Below are 15,532 nucleotides of genomic sequence, written 5' to 3'. Positions count from 1 at the left end.
CGTACCGCGCAACGCTGGCGCCGTTTTCCGGCACATTGAAAATATCGGGTTTCACATCACGCGCCGTCTATCCGACCCGGCCGCTTCAGATACTTCCCCAAAATAAACGTTTCCGACGATTTGTCTCGCGATGCTTTTGGCTTGCGAGCGGCCACCGTCTTAAACTGCTGCTTGAACTTTTCGACAATCTGGCTGTAGCCGCTGCCGTGAAAGCATTTCACTAAAAGGGCACCATCGGGCTTCAAGTGGTTTTGCGAAAACTCCAAGGCCAGATCGCATACATGCTCGATTCGCGCCGCGTCCGCTATGGCCACGCCCGAGAGGTTGGGTGCCATGTCCGAAATTACAAGATCGACCGGACGTTCGCCTACCAGCTGTTCCAGTTGCTCGAGCACGCTGTCTTCGCGGAAGTCGCCCTGGATGAAGTGGACATCGGCGATCGGCTCCATCGGCAGCAGGTCGAGCGCGATGATCGTGCCGTCGATGCCGCCATCGTGCGTCGCATCGCGGCGCGGGCTGGCCGCCAGCTTGTTGCGCACGTACTGGCTCCAGCTGCCGGGCGCGGCGCCCAGGTCGACAATCACCTGGCCCGCGCGGATCAGCTTGTCCTGCTCGTCGATTTCCTTCAGCTTGTAGGCTGCGCGGGCGCGATAGCCCTCCCGCTGCGCCATTTTCACGTACGGATCGTTGATGTGGTCGTGCAGCCACGACTGGTTAAAGCGATTTTTTGCCATTAATGGTTGAACTTTTACTGCGTGAAGCCGCGGTTTTAGCGGATAATACGCGTTTAATTTGCGCGGCTGCGGGTTGTCCGCAAGTGGGTCCGCATACTGTCCGGCGCAAGCCGCGCCTTCTGTTGTTTTTCTGTTTCCATTTTCCGCTGTGGTCGCATTGTGGTCGCCGCGGCAGTTGCCTGCTGCAGTCGCCCACCGTAGTCGCCCTTTGTGATCGCGCGCCGCCGCGCTCAGGCATGTGAAACATGTCGTGACGCGTGCGGTAAAGCGCCGAACGCGCGCGTCACGGCGAACGTGGCGCGTACGCCACCGCAGCGCCGCTATTTTAGTCGAGTCTCCCGTCTCCCATGCCAGCCCTTAAAATCACTTCAGAACAACGCGCCGAATTGCGCAGCCAGGCTCACGCGCTCAAACCGGTCGTACTGGTCGGCGCCGATGGCTTGACCGACGCCGTGCTGGCCGAGATCAAGGTCCACCTGGCCGCGCATCAGCTGATCAAGATCCGCGTGTTCGGCGACGAGCGCACTGAGCGGGTCGCCGCATACGAGGCAATCTGCGATCAGTTGGGCGCAGCGCCGATCCAGCATATCGGCAAGCTGCTGGTGATCTGGAAACCAGAAACAGTGCGCCCCGCAATCCGCGGCCGTCGCGGCGAACTGCCGAGCGTGCGCGAAGCAGCGGAAGACAAACCGCTCGGAAAAGGACGAGCACCGCGCGTCGTTCAGGTGCTCAAGGCGTCGGACAATCCGATGCGCCGGCCGAAGCCGACAAAAGTGGTGGTGCGCGGCAACGAGCGTCTGACTGCGGGCGGCACGGTCAAGCGTGCAAAGAAACGCCAGACCAGCGCGAAACGCTCGCATCAGTCTGCCAAGTAAATAAATCGGGATCGGGCGCTGCGTTGTTCGCGCTGATGCTAACGCGCGATCCCGCTGCGCACGATCCTCGACGAACTCCCGCGCACGACGCGACGATATGTCGCGCTCCGCACGGCGAGCTAGCCTGGAAATCCTGAATAAACGTTGTTGCCGCAATGGCGAGATAACACCGGACACGCTCGAGCGATATCGCTCGCCCGAGCGCTTAGCCAGCCGTCTTCGCCTGCCCTGCCGCGACGCTGCTGCCGGTGCCCGAGGCTGCCGGCGCGACAGCACTGCCTGGCAGCTTCCACACAAGCACGAGCCCGAGCAGGCTCTCGACCAGATAGAAAAGACTCGACACGCCGTGCAACACGCCAAAGCGCGTTGCATAAGCGGAATGTCCGACGTCGGTGCCGCCTTCCTGCGCGGCGATGCGCAATGCATTCATAAACGGCTGCAGCGCGAAATAACCGGCGAGCACGCACAGCAGCATGCCCGCAATCAGCCAGCGCAGCTTTCTGTATGCGACGAAACCGCGACGCACCATCACATTGCATAACGCGAGCAGCAACACGCCGCATACGACACCGACAATGCCCTCGATGCGAAACAGTTGCGCAGCCACCGCGCCGGCCGTCGTGCGATCGAGCGATGCAAACAGCACAGGCGCGACCGCATAGCCGATCGTCAGCAGACTGCCAATCCAGACTACCGTCAGCAAACGGAACATTCGATCAGGCATCAGAAACACCGCATATGCGTCAGATATAGCGAACCGAGATGATCTCGTACTGGCGCACGCCGCTGGGCGCCTGCACCGACGCCACATCGCCCTCGGACTTGCCGATCAGCGCGCGGGCAATCGGCGAGCTGACCGAGATCAGGCCGTGCTCGAGATCGGCTTCGTCGTCGCCGACGATCTGATAGGTAACCTCAGCGCCGGTGCCCAGATCTTCGAGTTCGACCGTGGCCGCAAACACCACGCGGCCTTCGGCATCGAGTGCAGACGGATCGATGACCTGCGCAGCAGCCAGTTTCGATTCGATTTCGGCGATGCGGCCTTCGACAAAACCCTGCTTCTCTTTTGCCGCATCGTATTCGGCGTTCTCAGACAGATCGCCCTGGGCACGCGCTTCCGCGATCGAATTGATAATCGAGGGCCGTTCAACTGATTTCAGGCGCTGCAATTCGTCGCGCAATTGGTCAGCACCGCGTTTCGTCAATGGAATAGTGCTCATAACAACTCGTTGGCAAAAAACAGCCTCAAAAAAAATCAACCGCGGTTAAGTGCATCCCCAAACAGGTACACAGCGCGCCAGCGCTGCCGGGAGAGCCCCGATCCGGTACCTTCAGGGACGCCGCTTAACCGCGGCACGTACGTCTTGGACGGTGATTCGAAGCCTTAGTTTAGGCGAGCGTGAAGCCCTTGTAAATCATAGACCTCGAGGTCCTTCAGGTAGCGCAGACCCTCGACCGCCGCGCGCGCGCCCGACATCGTCGTGTAATACGTGACTTTGTTCGCCTGCGCGCTCATCCGGATCGAGCGCGAATCGGCAATCGCGGCGCGCGTTTCGTCGACGGTCGTGAACACCAATGCGATTTCGCCGTTCTTGATCATATCGACGATGTGCGGACGGCCGTCTTTCACCTTGTTGACGACCCGCACCGGCACGCCAGCCGCTTCGATCGCCGCCGCCGTGCCCTTGGTCGCGACCAGCGGATAGCCGAGCTCATGCAGCATGCGTGCGACTTCGACGGCCTTCGGCTTGTCGGCGTCCATCACGGTGAGCAGCACCGTGCCCGACTCCGGCAGACGCGAGCCCGCCGCCAGTTGCGACTTGAACAGCGCTTCGCCGAAGGTCTGACCAACCCCCATCACTTCGCCGGTCGAGCGCATTTCCGGTCCGAGCACCGGGTCGACGGTCGGGAACTTGACGAACGGGAACACCGCTTCCTTCACGCTGAAATACGGCGGCACGATTTCCTTCGTCACGCCCTGCCCGGCGAGCTTCTGGCCGACCATCGCACGCGCCGCGATCTTCGCGAGCGGCAAACTGGTTGCCTTCGACACGTAGGGCACCGTGCGCGATGCGCGCGGGTTCACTTCGAGCACGTAGATGACGTCGCGCTTCGAACCGTCGTCCTGCGGCACCTGCTGGATCGCGAACTGCACGTTCATCAGGCCGACCACGTTCAGCGCCTTTGCCATCGCGCCGGTCTGACGCTTCAGTTCGGCGACGGTCTCAGCCGACAGCGAATACGGCGGCAGTGAGCATGCCGAATCGCCCGAGTGCACGCCCGCCTGCTCGATGTGCTCCATCACGCCGCCGATAAACACGGCCTCGCCGTCGGAGATACAGTCGACGTCGCATTCGATCGCATCGTTCAAAAAGCGGTCGAGCAGCACCGGCGAATCGTTGCTGACCTTCACCGCTTCACGCATATAGCGTTCGAGATCGCGCGGCTCATGCACGATTTCCATCGCGCGGCCGCCGAGCACGTATGAAGGACGCACGACCAGCGGATAGCCGATTTCGTCAGCCAGCTTCAGCGCTTCGTCTTCGGCGCGCGCGGTGCGGTTCGGCGGCTGACGCAGATTCAGTTGCTGCAGCAGCTTCTGGAAGCGCTCGCGATCTTCGGCTGCGTCGATCATGTCCGGCGACGTGCCGACGATCGGCACACCGTTCGCCTCGAGATCGAGCGCGAGCTTCAGCGGCGTCTGGCCGCCGTATTGCACGATCACGCCGAGCGGCTTTTCCTTGTCGACGATTTCAAGCACGTCTTCGAGCGTCAGCGGCTCGAAGTACAGACGGTCCGACGTGTCGTAGTCGGTCGAAACGGTCTCGGGGTTGCAGTTGACCATGATCGTTTCGTAGCCGTCTTCGCGCATCGCGAGGGCCGCGTGCACGCAGCAGTAGTCGAACTCGATGCCCTGGCCGATCCGGTTCGGACCGCCGCCCAGCACCATGATCTTCTTGTTGCTGGTCGGGTTCGCTTCGCACTCTTCCTCGTAGGTCGAGTACATGTAGGCGGTTTTGGTCGCGAACTCGGCTGCGCACGTGTCGACGCGCTTATACACCGGGCGCACATTCAACTCGATACGGCGTTGGCGAACGGCAGCCGGCGCAGCATTGAGCAGCTTGGCCAGACGCCGGTCCGAGAAGCCGCTTTGCTTCAGATAGCGCAGCTCTTCCACCGTAAGGCTCGCCAGCGTGCGGCCGGCCAGAGCCTTTTCCTTCAGCACGATCTGTTCGATCTGCGCGAGGAACCACGGGTCGATCGCGGTTTCTTCGAAAATTTCCTGCTGCGTAAGGCCGAGACGGAACGCATCGCCGACGTACCAGATACGGTCCGGGCCGGCTTCGCCGATTTCGCGGATCGCTTCGTCGCGGCTTGCGGTCTTTTCATCGAGACCGTCGACGCCGACTTCGAGACCGCGCAGCGCCTTCTGGAACGATTCCTGGAAAGTGCGGCCGATCGCCATCACTTCGCCGACCGACTTCATCTGCGTGGTCAAACGCGGATCGGCTTCGCGGAATTTCTCGAACGCAAAGCGCGGAATCTTGGTAACGACGTAATCGATGGTCGGCTCGAACGAAGCCGGCGTTTGCCCGCCGGTGATTTCGTTCTTCAACTCGTCGAGCGTGTAGCCGACGGCCAGCTTCGCCGCGACCTTCGCGATCGGGAAGCCGGTTGCCTTCGACGCCAGCGCCGACGAACGCGACACCCGCGGATTCATCTCGATGACGATCATGCGGCCGTCTTTCGGGTTGATCGAGAACTGTACGTTCGAGCCGCCCGTATCCACGCCGATCTCGCGCAGCACCGCGAGCGACGCATTGCGCATGACCTGATATTCCTTGTCGGTGAGCGTCTGCGCCGGCGCGACGGTGATCGAGTCGCCGGTGTGGATGCCCATCGGGTCCAGATTTTCGATCGAGCAGACGATGATGCAGTTGTCCTTTTTATCGCGGACCACTTCCATCTCGTACTCTTTCCAGCCAAGCAGCGACTCTTCGATCAGCAGTTCGCGCGTGGGCGAAAGATCGAGACCGCGCTTGCAGATCTCTTCGAATTCTTCGCGGTTATAGGCGATCCCGCCGCCCGATCCGCCCAGCGTGAACGACGGCCGGATCACGACCGGATAGCCGATGCCACCGGTCAGCGCGGTGATTTCGGCTTGCACCTTCAGCGCTTCTTCCATCGAATGCGCGACGCCGGACTTCGCCGAGCCAAGGCCGATCTTGGTCATCGCGTCCTTGAACTTCTGACGGTCTTCGGCCTTGTCGATCGCAGCCGGCGACGCGCCGATCAATTCCACCTTGTACTTGTCGAGCACGCCGTGATGATGCAGATCGAGCGCGCAGTTCAGCGCGGTCTGGCCGCCCATCGTCGGCAGGATCGCGTCCGGGCGCTCCTTCGCGATGATGCGTTCGACCACTTCCCACGTAATCGGCTCGATGTACGTGACATCGGCGGTGTTCGGGTCGGTCATGATCGTCGCCGGATTGCTGTTGACGAGAATGACCTTGTAGCCTTCCTCACGCAGCGCCTTGCACGCCTGCGCGCCCGAATAATCGAACTCGCACGCCTGGCCGATGATGATCGGACCCGCGCCGATGATGAGGATGCTCTTTAAGTCTGTCCGCTTGGGCATAACGCTCTCGCTTGTAAATTCCTGTGTTCTTTCCGTTGGCGCGCTGCCGCTTCTCTGCTTGCGGGGCCGCTCACCTGGAGGGCCGCAAGCCGCGGCGCGCGCTCTGCTCTGTTCGCGTACGCGAGATGCTTATGCCGCCGCGGTGCTGCTGTTCGCGTTGCTGTCTTTGCGGCCGTCCATCAGCGCCGTGAAGCGGTCGAACAGATAGCCGATGTCGTGCGGCCCCGGCGACGCTTCCGGGTGGCCCTGGAAGCAGAACGCCGGCTTGTCGGTCAGCGCGAAGCCTTGCAGCGTGCCGTCGAACAGCGAGATGTGCGTGACCTTCGCATTGGCCGGCAGCGTGGCCGCATCGACCGCGAAGCCGTGGTTCTGCGACGTGATCACGACGCGGCCGTCGTCCAGATCTTTCACCGGATGATTGGCGCCGTGGTGGCCGGTTTTCATCTTCATGGTTTTCGCGCCGACCGCGAGGCCCATGATCTGATGGCCAAGGCAAATGCCGAAAGTCGGGATACCGCGCTCGATGAACTGGCGCGTGGCCTCGATTGCGTAGTCGCACGGTTCCGGATCGCCCGGGCCGTTCGACAGGAACACGCCGTCCGGGTTGAGCGCGAACGCATCGGCTGCGGTGGCCTCGGCCGGCAGCACCGTCACCTGGCAGCCGCGCTCGGCGAGCATGCGCAGGATGTTGTGCTTGACGCCGTAATCGAACGCGACGACGCGGTACTTCGGCGTGTTTTGCAGGCCGTAGCCGCTGCCGAGGCGCCACTCGGTCTGCTTCCATTCGTACTGGCTCTTCGTCGACACGACCTTCGCGAGGTCCATGCCGGCGAGACCCGGGAACGAGCGGGCCAGTTCGATTGCCTTTTGTTCGTCATCGGAACCGGCGAGAATCGCACCGTTCTGCGCGCCTTTGTCGCGCAGAATGCGTGTCAGCTTGCGCGTATCGATGCCGGCAAGCGCGACGATACCTTCGTCGCGCAAATAGTCGGACAGCGTGCGCTGCATCCGGAAGTTGGACGCGAGTACCGGCAGATCACGGATGATCAGGCCGGCGGCATGGACTTTCGTGGCTTCGACGTCTTCGGCATTGACGCCGACGTTGCCGATATGCGGATACGTCAGCGTGACGATCTGCTGCGCGTAACTCGGGTCAGTCAGGATTTCCTGATAGCCGGTGATCGCCGTGTTGAACACGACTTCACCGATCGTATGACCGGCAGCGCCGATCGAGTAACCACGAAAGACCGTGCCGTCGGCAAGCGCGAGAAGGGCGGGAGAAAATGACGGCAACACGGGGAACTCCTTGGCGGAACACCCTGATGCCGACCTTGTTCATCCGATCGTGCCGGCCGCGTGGCGCGCGCGATGAACGCGGGCTGCTCGGACTGGCTCGCTCGCGCAGCACGGCTCGAGTCTCGGTCGGTCGTGCGTAGGCACACATGCAATCGGCCCCGGATGTGGAGGGCGATGCGGCCCGGGATGACGACCCGGAATAACCAGGCGGTGCGCGGCGGATGAACGGTTTGGAAGAGGTAGGCGCTAGGGTGCGGGTTGATAAGCTCAAACCTTCGAATTATAGCCTGAAACACCCCTTCCCTTCAAACCCGAGATGGCCGGCATGGGTTGGGGGCGCGCCAGCAAAACGTCAGTCAGATTGGCGACCCAGCGCCGCCCAGGCACTCGCGAGGTGCCCCGCGTCCCTTACGACTGCTGCCTCGCGAGCATCTGCGCGGCTTGCGGCAGCACGCGGCTCGGCAGCACATACCAGACCGCGCCCCCAAGCTGCAGCACGAGCAGGATGCCCCACGCGGCGAGGTGCGCCGCGGGCGGATAGTGGCCCGCGCTAGCCGGCCAATGCGACAGCACCGCGCCCACGCCGATCTGGAAACCGAAAATCAGCAGGAAGATCACGAGATTCATCGTGGTGTTGGCGCGGCCGATCAGATGCGCGGCGAAATAGCGCGGCAACAGCGCATAACTGAGAATGCCGGTGCCACCGAAGATGCCATATGCCGCCCACAGCAGCCCGGAAGGCAGCGGCGCGCCGAGCATGATCAGAATCTGCGTCAGCACGAACAGCGCGCCACCGATGCCGCAAAACGCATACAGCGACACGCCGCGCTGCTCGAGCCCGCGAGCCGCGGCGCCAAAGCCCACGCAGCCCGCCATCATCGCAAAGCCGAGCACCGACACCAGCGCCGCCGCCGGACCGGGCTGCAGGCCGCTGACGTCGCGCAGCCACGCGCCAACCCACAGCGACTGCATTGAATAGAACACGCCCTGCGTGATCACCGGAAACGACGCGATCTTCCAGAATGCCGCACTGCGCAGGATTTCGAGCGTGCCTTTGAACTGGCCCATCAGCGTGATGTGGCGCGATGCTTCCTGGGTGTCGGGTGCGCAAAACCAGATCACGAGCGCCACCACCACCGTCATCACGCCGAGCCACACGCACAGCACACGCCAGTCGGTGAAGGTCAGCACCCACGTCAACGGCGAGCCGACCATCACGCCGCCGAGCCCGCCCACGGCCATCGTCAGCCCGTTCACGAGCGGCAGGCGCGGCGCCGGGAAGTGTTGTGCGAGCGCCTTGAAGGCCGCGCCCAGACATACCGACACGCCGATCCCGATCAACAGCCGCCCCACCATCATCACGCCGATGCCGTGCGCCGCGCCGAAGGTCCAGATGCCCGCTGCGGCAAACAGCAGCATGCCGGCGGTGGTGCGGCGCGAGCCGAAATGGTCCAGCAACACGCCGACCGGAATCTGCGCGCCGGCGAAGCCGAGAAAATACAGACTCGTCAGCAGGCCGAGATCGGTGGCTGTGAGTCCGATTTCATGCGTGATCAGCGGCGCGAATCCCAGATTGACGCCGCGAAATACGTACGAAACGAAGTAGCCGGCGGAGAAAAGCAGGAAAACGCGAAGCGAAGTGGACGACATCGGAACGGGTAAGAAAACCTGTAAGAGACGGATAAAGCGAAAAAAGTGGCCAGTCCGGCCCGAGCCAGAACAATAAAGGATTTAAGCAAAGCCCGCAAAAACGAAAACGCCGTCACGAAACACGTGACGGCGCGTAGCGAACGGGGACGCTCGGAGCGCACGATATGCGCTGCCCCCGCAGCGCATATTCGACGCCCCCGGGGTGCCGCGAATTGTGACTTACTTGCTCTTCTTCGAGCTGGCCGCGGTTTTCGTGCGGCTGGGAGCCGCGGCTTTCGACGCTTTGCCGGTGGGGGCCGAAGCCGACACCTTGGTGAGCTTGCCCTTGTCGGCGACGGGCGCCGCTACCTTGACCACAGTCGTTTTGCCGCGGGCCTTGCCCTTTTTGTCGTAGCGCGGCTCGCTGACCTGCGTGCTGATTTTCTGCACGCTGCCGCCCTGCACGTCGGTGGCGAGCTTTTCCGGACCGGGCTCGGTCGGCACCCGCTTGCCCACCGGCACGTGCAGCACGATCGCCTGGCCCGCGCGCACGTCGTTGCGCCGGGTGCGGTTCCACGCCTTCAGCTGCCCGACCGACACGTCGTAACGGCTTGCCAGCGCCGCCATCGACTGCGAACGGCGCACGCGGATCAGCATCTTGCGGGTATCGGGAACGTCCGGTTCCATCGCGAGCACCGCGCTTTCGGCGACGTCGGCGCTAATGTCTTCATCGACATCGTCGCCGCGCGGCACGACGATCGTCGAACCCGGCTTCAGACGCATGCCGGCGGGAATCTTGTTCACTTCCATCAGCGTATCGGCGTCGACGCCGATCTTTTGCGCAATCGCCGCCGGCCCTGCGCGCTCGGTGACCGTGTAGGTGGTCCACGACGATAACGCGCCGCTATACGACTTCAGATTGCGCTCGAACGCGCTTGCATTGTCGAACGGCAGCAGGATCTGCGGCTGCGTCGCGCCGAGAATCACCGGCTTCTTGAACGACGGGTTCAGCGAGCGGAATTCTTCCGGCGACATGTTCGACAGCTTCGCGGCCATCTCGACGTCGATATCGTGCGACGTGGTGACCGTCACGAAATACGGGTGATTCGGAATCTCCGGCAGTGCGAGCCCGTACATCTGCGGGTTGATCACGATGTTCTTGACCGCCTGCAGCTTGGGCACGTAGTTGCGCGTTTCCATCGGCATGCGCAGATTCTGGTAGTCGGTCGGCAGCCCGGCCGCCTCGTTGCGCGCGATCGCGCGCTGCACGTTGCCCTCGCCCCAGTTGTACGCGGCGAGCGCCAGATACCAGTCGCCGAACATATCGTGCAGGCGCGACAGATAGTCGAGCGCGGCGCTGGTCGACGCCAGCACGTCGCGGCGCTCGTCCTGCCACATGTTCTGCTTCAGGTTGTAGGTGCGGCCGGTGCCCGGCACGAACTGCCACATGCCGGCGGCCTTCGCAACCGACAGCGCCTGCGGGTTATAAGCGGATTCGATGAACGGCAACAGCGCCAGCTCGGTCGGCATATGGCGCGCTTCGAGCTCTTCGACGATGTGGTACAGGTACTTTTGCGAGCGCTCGGTCATGCGCTGCACGTAGTCGGGACGCTGCGCGTACCAGTTGACCTGCATGTCCACCAGGTCGCTTTGCAGGTCCGGCATCTGGAAGCCGCGGCGAATGCGGCCCCACAGGTCGCTGTCGGCGGTCGTCAACTGGTCGACGGAAGCCTGGTCGACGTTGATCGTTTCTTTGGCGGTGGCGGTTTTACGGAGGGCGTCGGCGACAGCTTGCTGGCTGGCTGGATTGGAAGCGGAGGGGTTGACCGCCGTTGGCCCCTGGCTCGCACACGCGGCGAGCGTCAGGACCAGCAACGCGCTAAAGATAAATCTCATGAACGTCTCGGTTCCCAAAAAACCCAAAACAAACGACGGGCGGGCGACTGTAGCGCAACCACAGAGCAACCACGGGGTAAAGGCAGCGGGAAAACTGCTTCGGAAAACGGCTGCGGGAAAGCTTTACAGCTGGAATACGGCTGGATTTTGCAGCCGATAGTACGAAAGAGAGACGTTTCCGTCAATCAGAAAGATATGAAAAAGCCCGCCAAATCTAAGGCTTGGCGGGCTTTTCGACGATTCGGATGAAGATTCCCGCACCGTCGGTCAGGTCAGCGGAATCTGTTCTTCCACTCACGCATCAGCGTGAATGCGGTCAGGCGGTCCGGCACTGTTTCGTGCAGCTGCTCGGCGAGGGTTTGCTGGATCGCCGGCTGGTCGGCACGCAGAAACGGATTGACCGCACGCTCGTGAGCAATTGTGGTCGGCAAGGTGGGCACGTTGCGCGCCCGCCGTGCGACTGCTTCGTCGCGCCACGCCTGCAGCTGTTCGTTGCCCGGCTCGCAGGCAAGTGCGAAGCGGATGTTGGACAGCGTGTACTCGTGTGCGCAATGGACCTCGGTCGCGCCGGGCAGCGCGGCGAGCGCGTCCAGCGAAGCGAGCATCTGCACCGGCGTGCCTTCGAACACGCGCCCGCAGCCGCAGGCGAATAACGTGTCGCCGCAGAACACGTGCGGCGTACCGCGCGTATTGTGCGCATCTGCATCCTGGAAATAAGCGATGTGTCCGCTGGTGTGGCCGGGCACGTCGAGCACGGTCAGCTCGAGCGCCGGTTCGGCGATTTGCACGCGATCGCCCTGCTTGACGCGCTGCGTCAGATGATCGATCGCTTCGCCTGCCGGGCCGTATACGGGTATCGTCTCAGGCGCCACCTGGCCATTTAACAGATCGGCCACTCCGCCGACGTGGTCGCGATGATGGTGGGTGAGTAAAATAGCGCTCAACCGCCAGCCCCGTTTCGCGAGATAGGCCTGCACCGGGGCCGCTTCACCCGGGTCGACCGCCACCGCGTTGCGGCCGTCCGAAACGAGCCAGATGTAGTTGTCTTCGAAGGCCGGGACCGGTACGTATTCAAGCGCATTCATAGGCGACGTAATCTCCAACATGTCTGACCGAACGATTATAGACTGGCCCGCCTGGACGGACTCCCCGCCCGGCCGCTACGTGCTGCAGTGGGAGCAGGCGCAGCTCGACCGGGTCGTGTCGGACGTGTTCGGCTTTCACGCGCTGCAACTCGGGCTGCCGCAGCTCGACGCACTGCGCGAGAACCGCATGCCGTGCCGCGGCCTCGTGCTCGACGCGGCGAGCGGCAACAGCGCGCCGTACAGTTATCCGGACGGCCAGGCCGGCGGCTTGCCTGGCCGCCACGCGCCGCCGGGCCGCAGCGCGGTGTGGTGCGACCTGCTGGATCTGCCGTTCGAAGCGCAAAGCGTCGATCTGATCGTGATGCCGCACACGCTCGAATTCACCAGCGACCCACACCGGCTGCTGCGCGAAGCGGAGCGCGTGCTGATGCCCGAAGGGCGCCTCGTCATCTCGGGATTCAATTCGCTGTCGCTGTGGGGCGTGCGGCAGTCGGTCGGCAAAATGACCGGGCGGCCATTCGTGCCCGCCGCACATGACCTGATCGCGTTCACCCGGCTCAAGGACTGGATCAAGCTGCTCGGTTTCGACCTTGATCGCGGACGGTTCGGCTGCTATCGTCCGCCCCTCGTCAGCGAAATCTGGCTGTCGCGCTACGAATTCATGGAAGCCGCCGGCGACCGCTGGTGGCCGATTTTCGGCGCGTCGTACATGGTCACGGCGATCAAGCGCGTTCCCGGCATGCGTCTCATCGGGCCGATGAAAGTGAAGAAACCCGTGCTCGCGGCCGGCCTCGCGCCCGCCGCCACGCCCAATACCCGCAATAACGGAAAATGACCGACGACCTGATCGAAATCTTCACCGACGGCGCCTGCAAGGGCAACCCCGGTCCCGGCGGCTGGGGCGCACTGATGCGCTTCGGCACGCAAGAAAAAGAACTGTTCGGCGGCGAAGCGAACACCACCAACAACCGCATGGAACTGATGGGCGTGATCGCCGCGCTCGAGGCGTTGAAGCGCCCGTGCAAGGCGGTCATCCACACCGACTCGCAATACGTGCAGAAAGGCATCAGCGAGTGGATTCACGGCTGGAAGAAGAAGAACTGGATGACCGCCGCCAAAACACCGGTGAAGAATTCGGACCTGTGGAAGCGGCTCGATGCGCTGGTGCAGCAGCATGAGCTCGAATGGCGCTGGGTGAAGGGGCACGCGGGCCATCCGGAAAACGAGCGCGCCGATGCGCTGGCCAATCGCGGCGTCGCGTCGCTCACCGATCTGTGAAGCGCGCGGTGCGCTGCGTCACCGCGTACCGCCCTCCGCGCCGTCCTCCTTTTGCACGTTTTATCTAGAGCAGGCTATTCCGACATGCGTCAAATCATCCTCGATACCGAAACGACGGGCCTGAATGCACGCAGTGGCGACCGCATCATCGAAATCGGCTGCGTCGAGCTGGTGAACCGCCGGTTGACGGGCAACAACCTGCACTTCTACGTGAATCCCGAACGCGACAGCGATCCGGGCGCGCTGGCCGTGCACGGCCTCACCACCGATTTTCTGCGCGACAAGCCGAAGTTCGCGGAGATCGCCGCTTCGCTGATCGATTTTCTGAAGGGCGCCGAGCTGATCATTCACAACGCGCCGTTCGACATCGGTTTTCTGGACGCCGAATTTGCGCTGCTCGGCCTGCCGAAGTTCTGCGAGCATTGCGAAACCCAGGTGCTCGACACGCTGGTGCAGGCGAAGACCATGTTCCCCGGCAAGCGCAACTCGCTCGACGCACTGTGCGACCGCCTGGGCGTCAGCAATGCGCACCGCACGCTGCACGGCGCGCTGCTCGATTCGGAACTGCTCGCCGAAGTTTATCTGGCGATGACGCGCGGCCAGGAAAGCCTCGTGATCGACATGCTCGGCGAAGCGTCCGCGCCGGGCGCCGCCCGCACCTCGGGCATCGTGCTCGAAGCGCTGGACTTGCCGGTGCTCGCGGCCAGCGACGAAGAACTGGTCGCGCATCAGGCGCTGCTCGACGGTCTCGACAAGGCGATCAAGGGCACCAGCGTGTGGCGTCTCGAACCCGCGCCGCCCGCGCAAGAAACGAGTGCCGCGGCCGACGCGCAAACTGCTTAAAAAGTTCTTTACGAGGTCGAAGAGCTCTGACATAATGCACAGCTCTTCGGGTGGTTAGCTCAGCGGTAGAGCACTGCCTTCACACGGCAGGGGTCACTGGTTCGATCCCAGTACTACCCACCAGAATTTGTGGGTTGTAGAACCCGAAGAAAAAAGGCCCTCTGACGAAAGTCGGTGGGCCTTTTTGTTTTCTGACTGCTCGTTGTTTTCTGACTGCTCGGCCGCGGATCCCATTCGCGTTCCTCACGAAAATCGCGAAACCGCGGACGGCCGCGCTCGCAGTCGCGGTTCGACTTGCCCACCGCAAGCTTCGCATCGAGCCCGCGCCCTACCCGTCGAAATCCGTCGACACCGTCAACTTCTCCCACGCCTTGAACTGATACTCCATATCCGCCAGCTTCTCGCGCACGAAGCCTAGCGCATCCCTGCCCAGCAGCAGATGGCACGGCGGGTTCGGCGTATCCACCAGCGTGAGAATCGCGCGCGCCGCCTTCGCCGGATCGCCCGGCTGCTTGCCGTCACGCCGCTGACGCGATGCGCGCAGCGGCTCGATCATGTCGTCGTAATCGCGGATCGAACGCTCCGCGTGCACCATCGCCGCGCCCGCCCAGCGCGTGCGAAAACCGCCCGGCTCGACGGCCGTCACCGCGACGCCAAACGGCTTCATCTCCTTGCACAGCACTTCGGTGAATCCTTCCAGCGCAAACTTGCTCGCGTGATAGTAGGCAAGGCCCGGGAAAGTCACGATGCCGCCCATCGACGTGACGTTCACGATATGGCCCGCGCGCCGCTCGCGCATATACGGCAGCACCGCCTTGGTCACCGCGACCGCGCCGAACAGGTTCACGTCGAATTGTTTGCGCATTTCGTCGAGCGGCGATTCCTCGATCGCGCCTTCGTAACCGTAGCCGGCATTGTTCACCAGCACGTCGAGCGGGCCGAGCTGCGCTTCGACCTGGTCGATCAGCGGCCCGACCGCGGGGGTATCGGTGACGTCGAGCAAGCGCCCGAATGAGCGGCCCGGCATCAGTTCGTCGAACTGAATGCGCTGGTCGTCGCGGCGCAGCGTACCAACCACGCGATGCCCGTCGTTCAGCGCCGCTTGCGCGAGCGCTCGACCGAAACCGGAACTCACCCCTGTAATGAAAAACGTTCTGGAGCTGCTGGATCGGTTCATGGCGGCGAATTCCTTTGGCGGATTGCGTTGCTTGAAACGCTGCGGCTCGCGTGAGGAACAGCGGCCGATCGGCTCGACGT

General features: G+C 63.0%; 13 protein-coding genes and 1 tRNA gene. 5 read left to right on the top strand and 9 right to left on the bottom strand.

Features of this window, described 5'->3' with window-relative positions; genetic code table 11:
• Positions 1-56: 56 nt before the first annotated feature.
• Positions 57-734, bottom strand: coding sequence for an RlmE family RNA methyltransferase (locus ACYVNQ_RS28995; protein ID WP_460907383.1), 678 nt, complete (start codon positions 732-734; stop codon positions 57-59).
• 347 nt (positions 735-1,081) lie between these two features.
• Here ACYVNQ_RS28995 and ACYVNQ_RS28990 point away from each other — a divergent pair, with 347 nt between their 5' ends.
• Positions 1,082-1,609, top strand: a complete 528-nt coding sequence (locus ACYVNQ_RS28990; protein ID WP_460907381.1) for a YhbY family RNA-binding protein — start codon at positions 1,082-1,084, stop codon at positions 1,607-1,609.
• 205 nt (positions 1,610-1,814) lie between these two features.
• On the opposite strand, the gene ACYVNQ_RS28985 is transcribed toward ACYVNQ_RS28990, so the two are convergent.
• The 7 genes from ACYVNQ_RS28985 to gloB form a co-directional block, all read right to left on the bottom strand.
• Complete coding sequence (locus ACYVNQ_RS28985; protein WP_460907379.1) at positions 1,815-2,333, bottom strand: DUF4149 domain-containing protein; 519 nt, start codon at positions 2,331-2,333, stop codon at positions 1,815-1,817.
• Positions 2,334-2,352: 19 nt separating this feature from the next.
• Positions 2,353-2,829: a transcription elongation factor GreA gene (gene greA / locus ACYVNQ_RS28980; RefSeq protein ID WP_460907377.1), complete on the bottom strand. Its 477-nt coding sequence runs from the start codon at positions 2,827-2,829 to the stop codon at positions 2,353-2,355.
• 164 nt (positions 2,830-2,993) lie between these two features.
• The gene (gene carB, locus ACYVNQ_RS28975; RefSeq protein WP_460907375.1) at positions 2,994-6,248 is read right to left on the bottom strand and encodes a carbamoyl-phosphate synthase large subunit; all 3,255 of its coding nucleotides are present in this window, start codon (positions 6,246-6,248) and stop codon (positions 2,994-2,996) included.
• 129 nt (positions 6,249-6,377) lie between these two features.
• Positions 6,378-7,544: a glutamine-hydrolyzing carbamoyl-phosphate synthase small subunit gene (gene carA, locus ACYVNQ_RS28970; RefSeq protein ID WP_460907373.1), complete on the bottom strand. Its 1,167-nt coding sequence runs from the start codon at positions 7,542-7,544 to the stop codon at positions 6,378-6,380.
• Between the two features lie 408 nt (positions 7,545-7,952).
• A complete protein-coding gene (locus tag ACYVNQ_RS28965; RefSeq protein ID WP_460907371.1) occupies positions 7,953-9,194 on the bottom strand; it encodes an MFS transporter in 1,242 nt (413 codons plus the stop codon).
• Between the two features lie 219 nt (positions 9,195-9,413).
• Positions 9,414-11,069 (bottom strand): transglycosylase SLT domain-containing protein, encoded by a 1,656-nt coding sequence (locus ACYVNQ_RS28960; protein ID WP_460907369.1) that lies wholly within the window; start codon positions 11,067-11,069, stop codon positions 9,414-9,416.
• 272 nt (positions 11,070-11,341) lie between these two features.
• The gene (gloB, locus tag ACYVNQ_RS28955) at positions 11,342-12,154 is read right to left on the bottom strand and encodes a hydroxyacylglutathione hydrolase (protein WP_460907367.1); all 813 of its coding nucleotides are present in this window, start codon (positions 12,152-12,154) and stop codon (positions 11,342-11,344) included.
• 19 nt (positions 12,155-12,173) lie between these two features.
• Here gloB and ACYVNQ_RS28950 point away from each other — a divergent pair, with 19 nt between their 5' ends.
• From ACYVNQ_RS28950 to ACYVNQ_RS28935, 4 genes are all read left to right on the top strand, one after another.
• Positions 12,174-12,989 carry a class I SAM-dependent methyltransferase gene (locus ACYVNQ_RS28950; protein WP_460907365.1) on the top strand — a complete coding sequence of 272 codons (816 nt, stop codon included), beginning with the start codon at positions 12,174-12,176 and terminating at the stop codon, positions 12,987-12,989.
• Positions 12,986-13,432, top strand: coding sequence for a ribonuclease HI (gene rnhA / locus ACYVNQ_RS28945; RefSeq protein ID WP_460907363.1), 447 nt, complete (start codon positions 12,986-12,988; stop codon positions 13,430-13,432). Before ACYVNQ_RS28950 ends, rnhA begins: the two co-directional genes overlap by 4 nt.
• Before the next feature lie 84 nt (positions 13,433-13,516).
• Complete coding sequence (gene dnaQ, locus ACYVNQ_RS28940) at positions 13,517-14,275, top strand: DNA polymerase III subunit epsilon (RefSeq protein WP_460907361.1); 759 nt, start codon at positions 13,517-13,519, stop codon at positions 14,273-14,275.
• Positions 14,276-14,323: 48 nt separating this feature from the next.
• Positions 14,324-14,398, top strand: a tRNA-Val gene (locus ACYVNQ_RS28935).
• Between the two features lie 205 nt (positions 14,399-14,603).
• On the opposite strand, the gene ACYVNQ_RS28930 is transcribed toward ACYVNQ_RS28935, so the two are convergent.
• Complete coding sequence (locus tag ACYVNQ_RS28930) at positions 14,604-15,452, bottom strand: oxidoreductase (RefSeq protein ID WP_460907359.1); 849 nt, start codon at positions 15,450-15,452, stop codon at positions 14,604-14,606.
• Positions 15,453-15,532 lie beyond the last annotated feature (80 nt).

The sequence above is a fragment of the Paraburkholderia jirisanensis genome, assembly GCF_054782355.1.
Note: the sequence above shows the minus strand (reverse complement) of the source record. Positions and strands in the feature narration are given on the sequence as shown.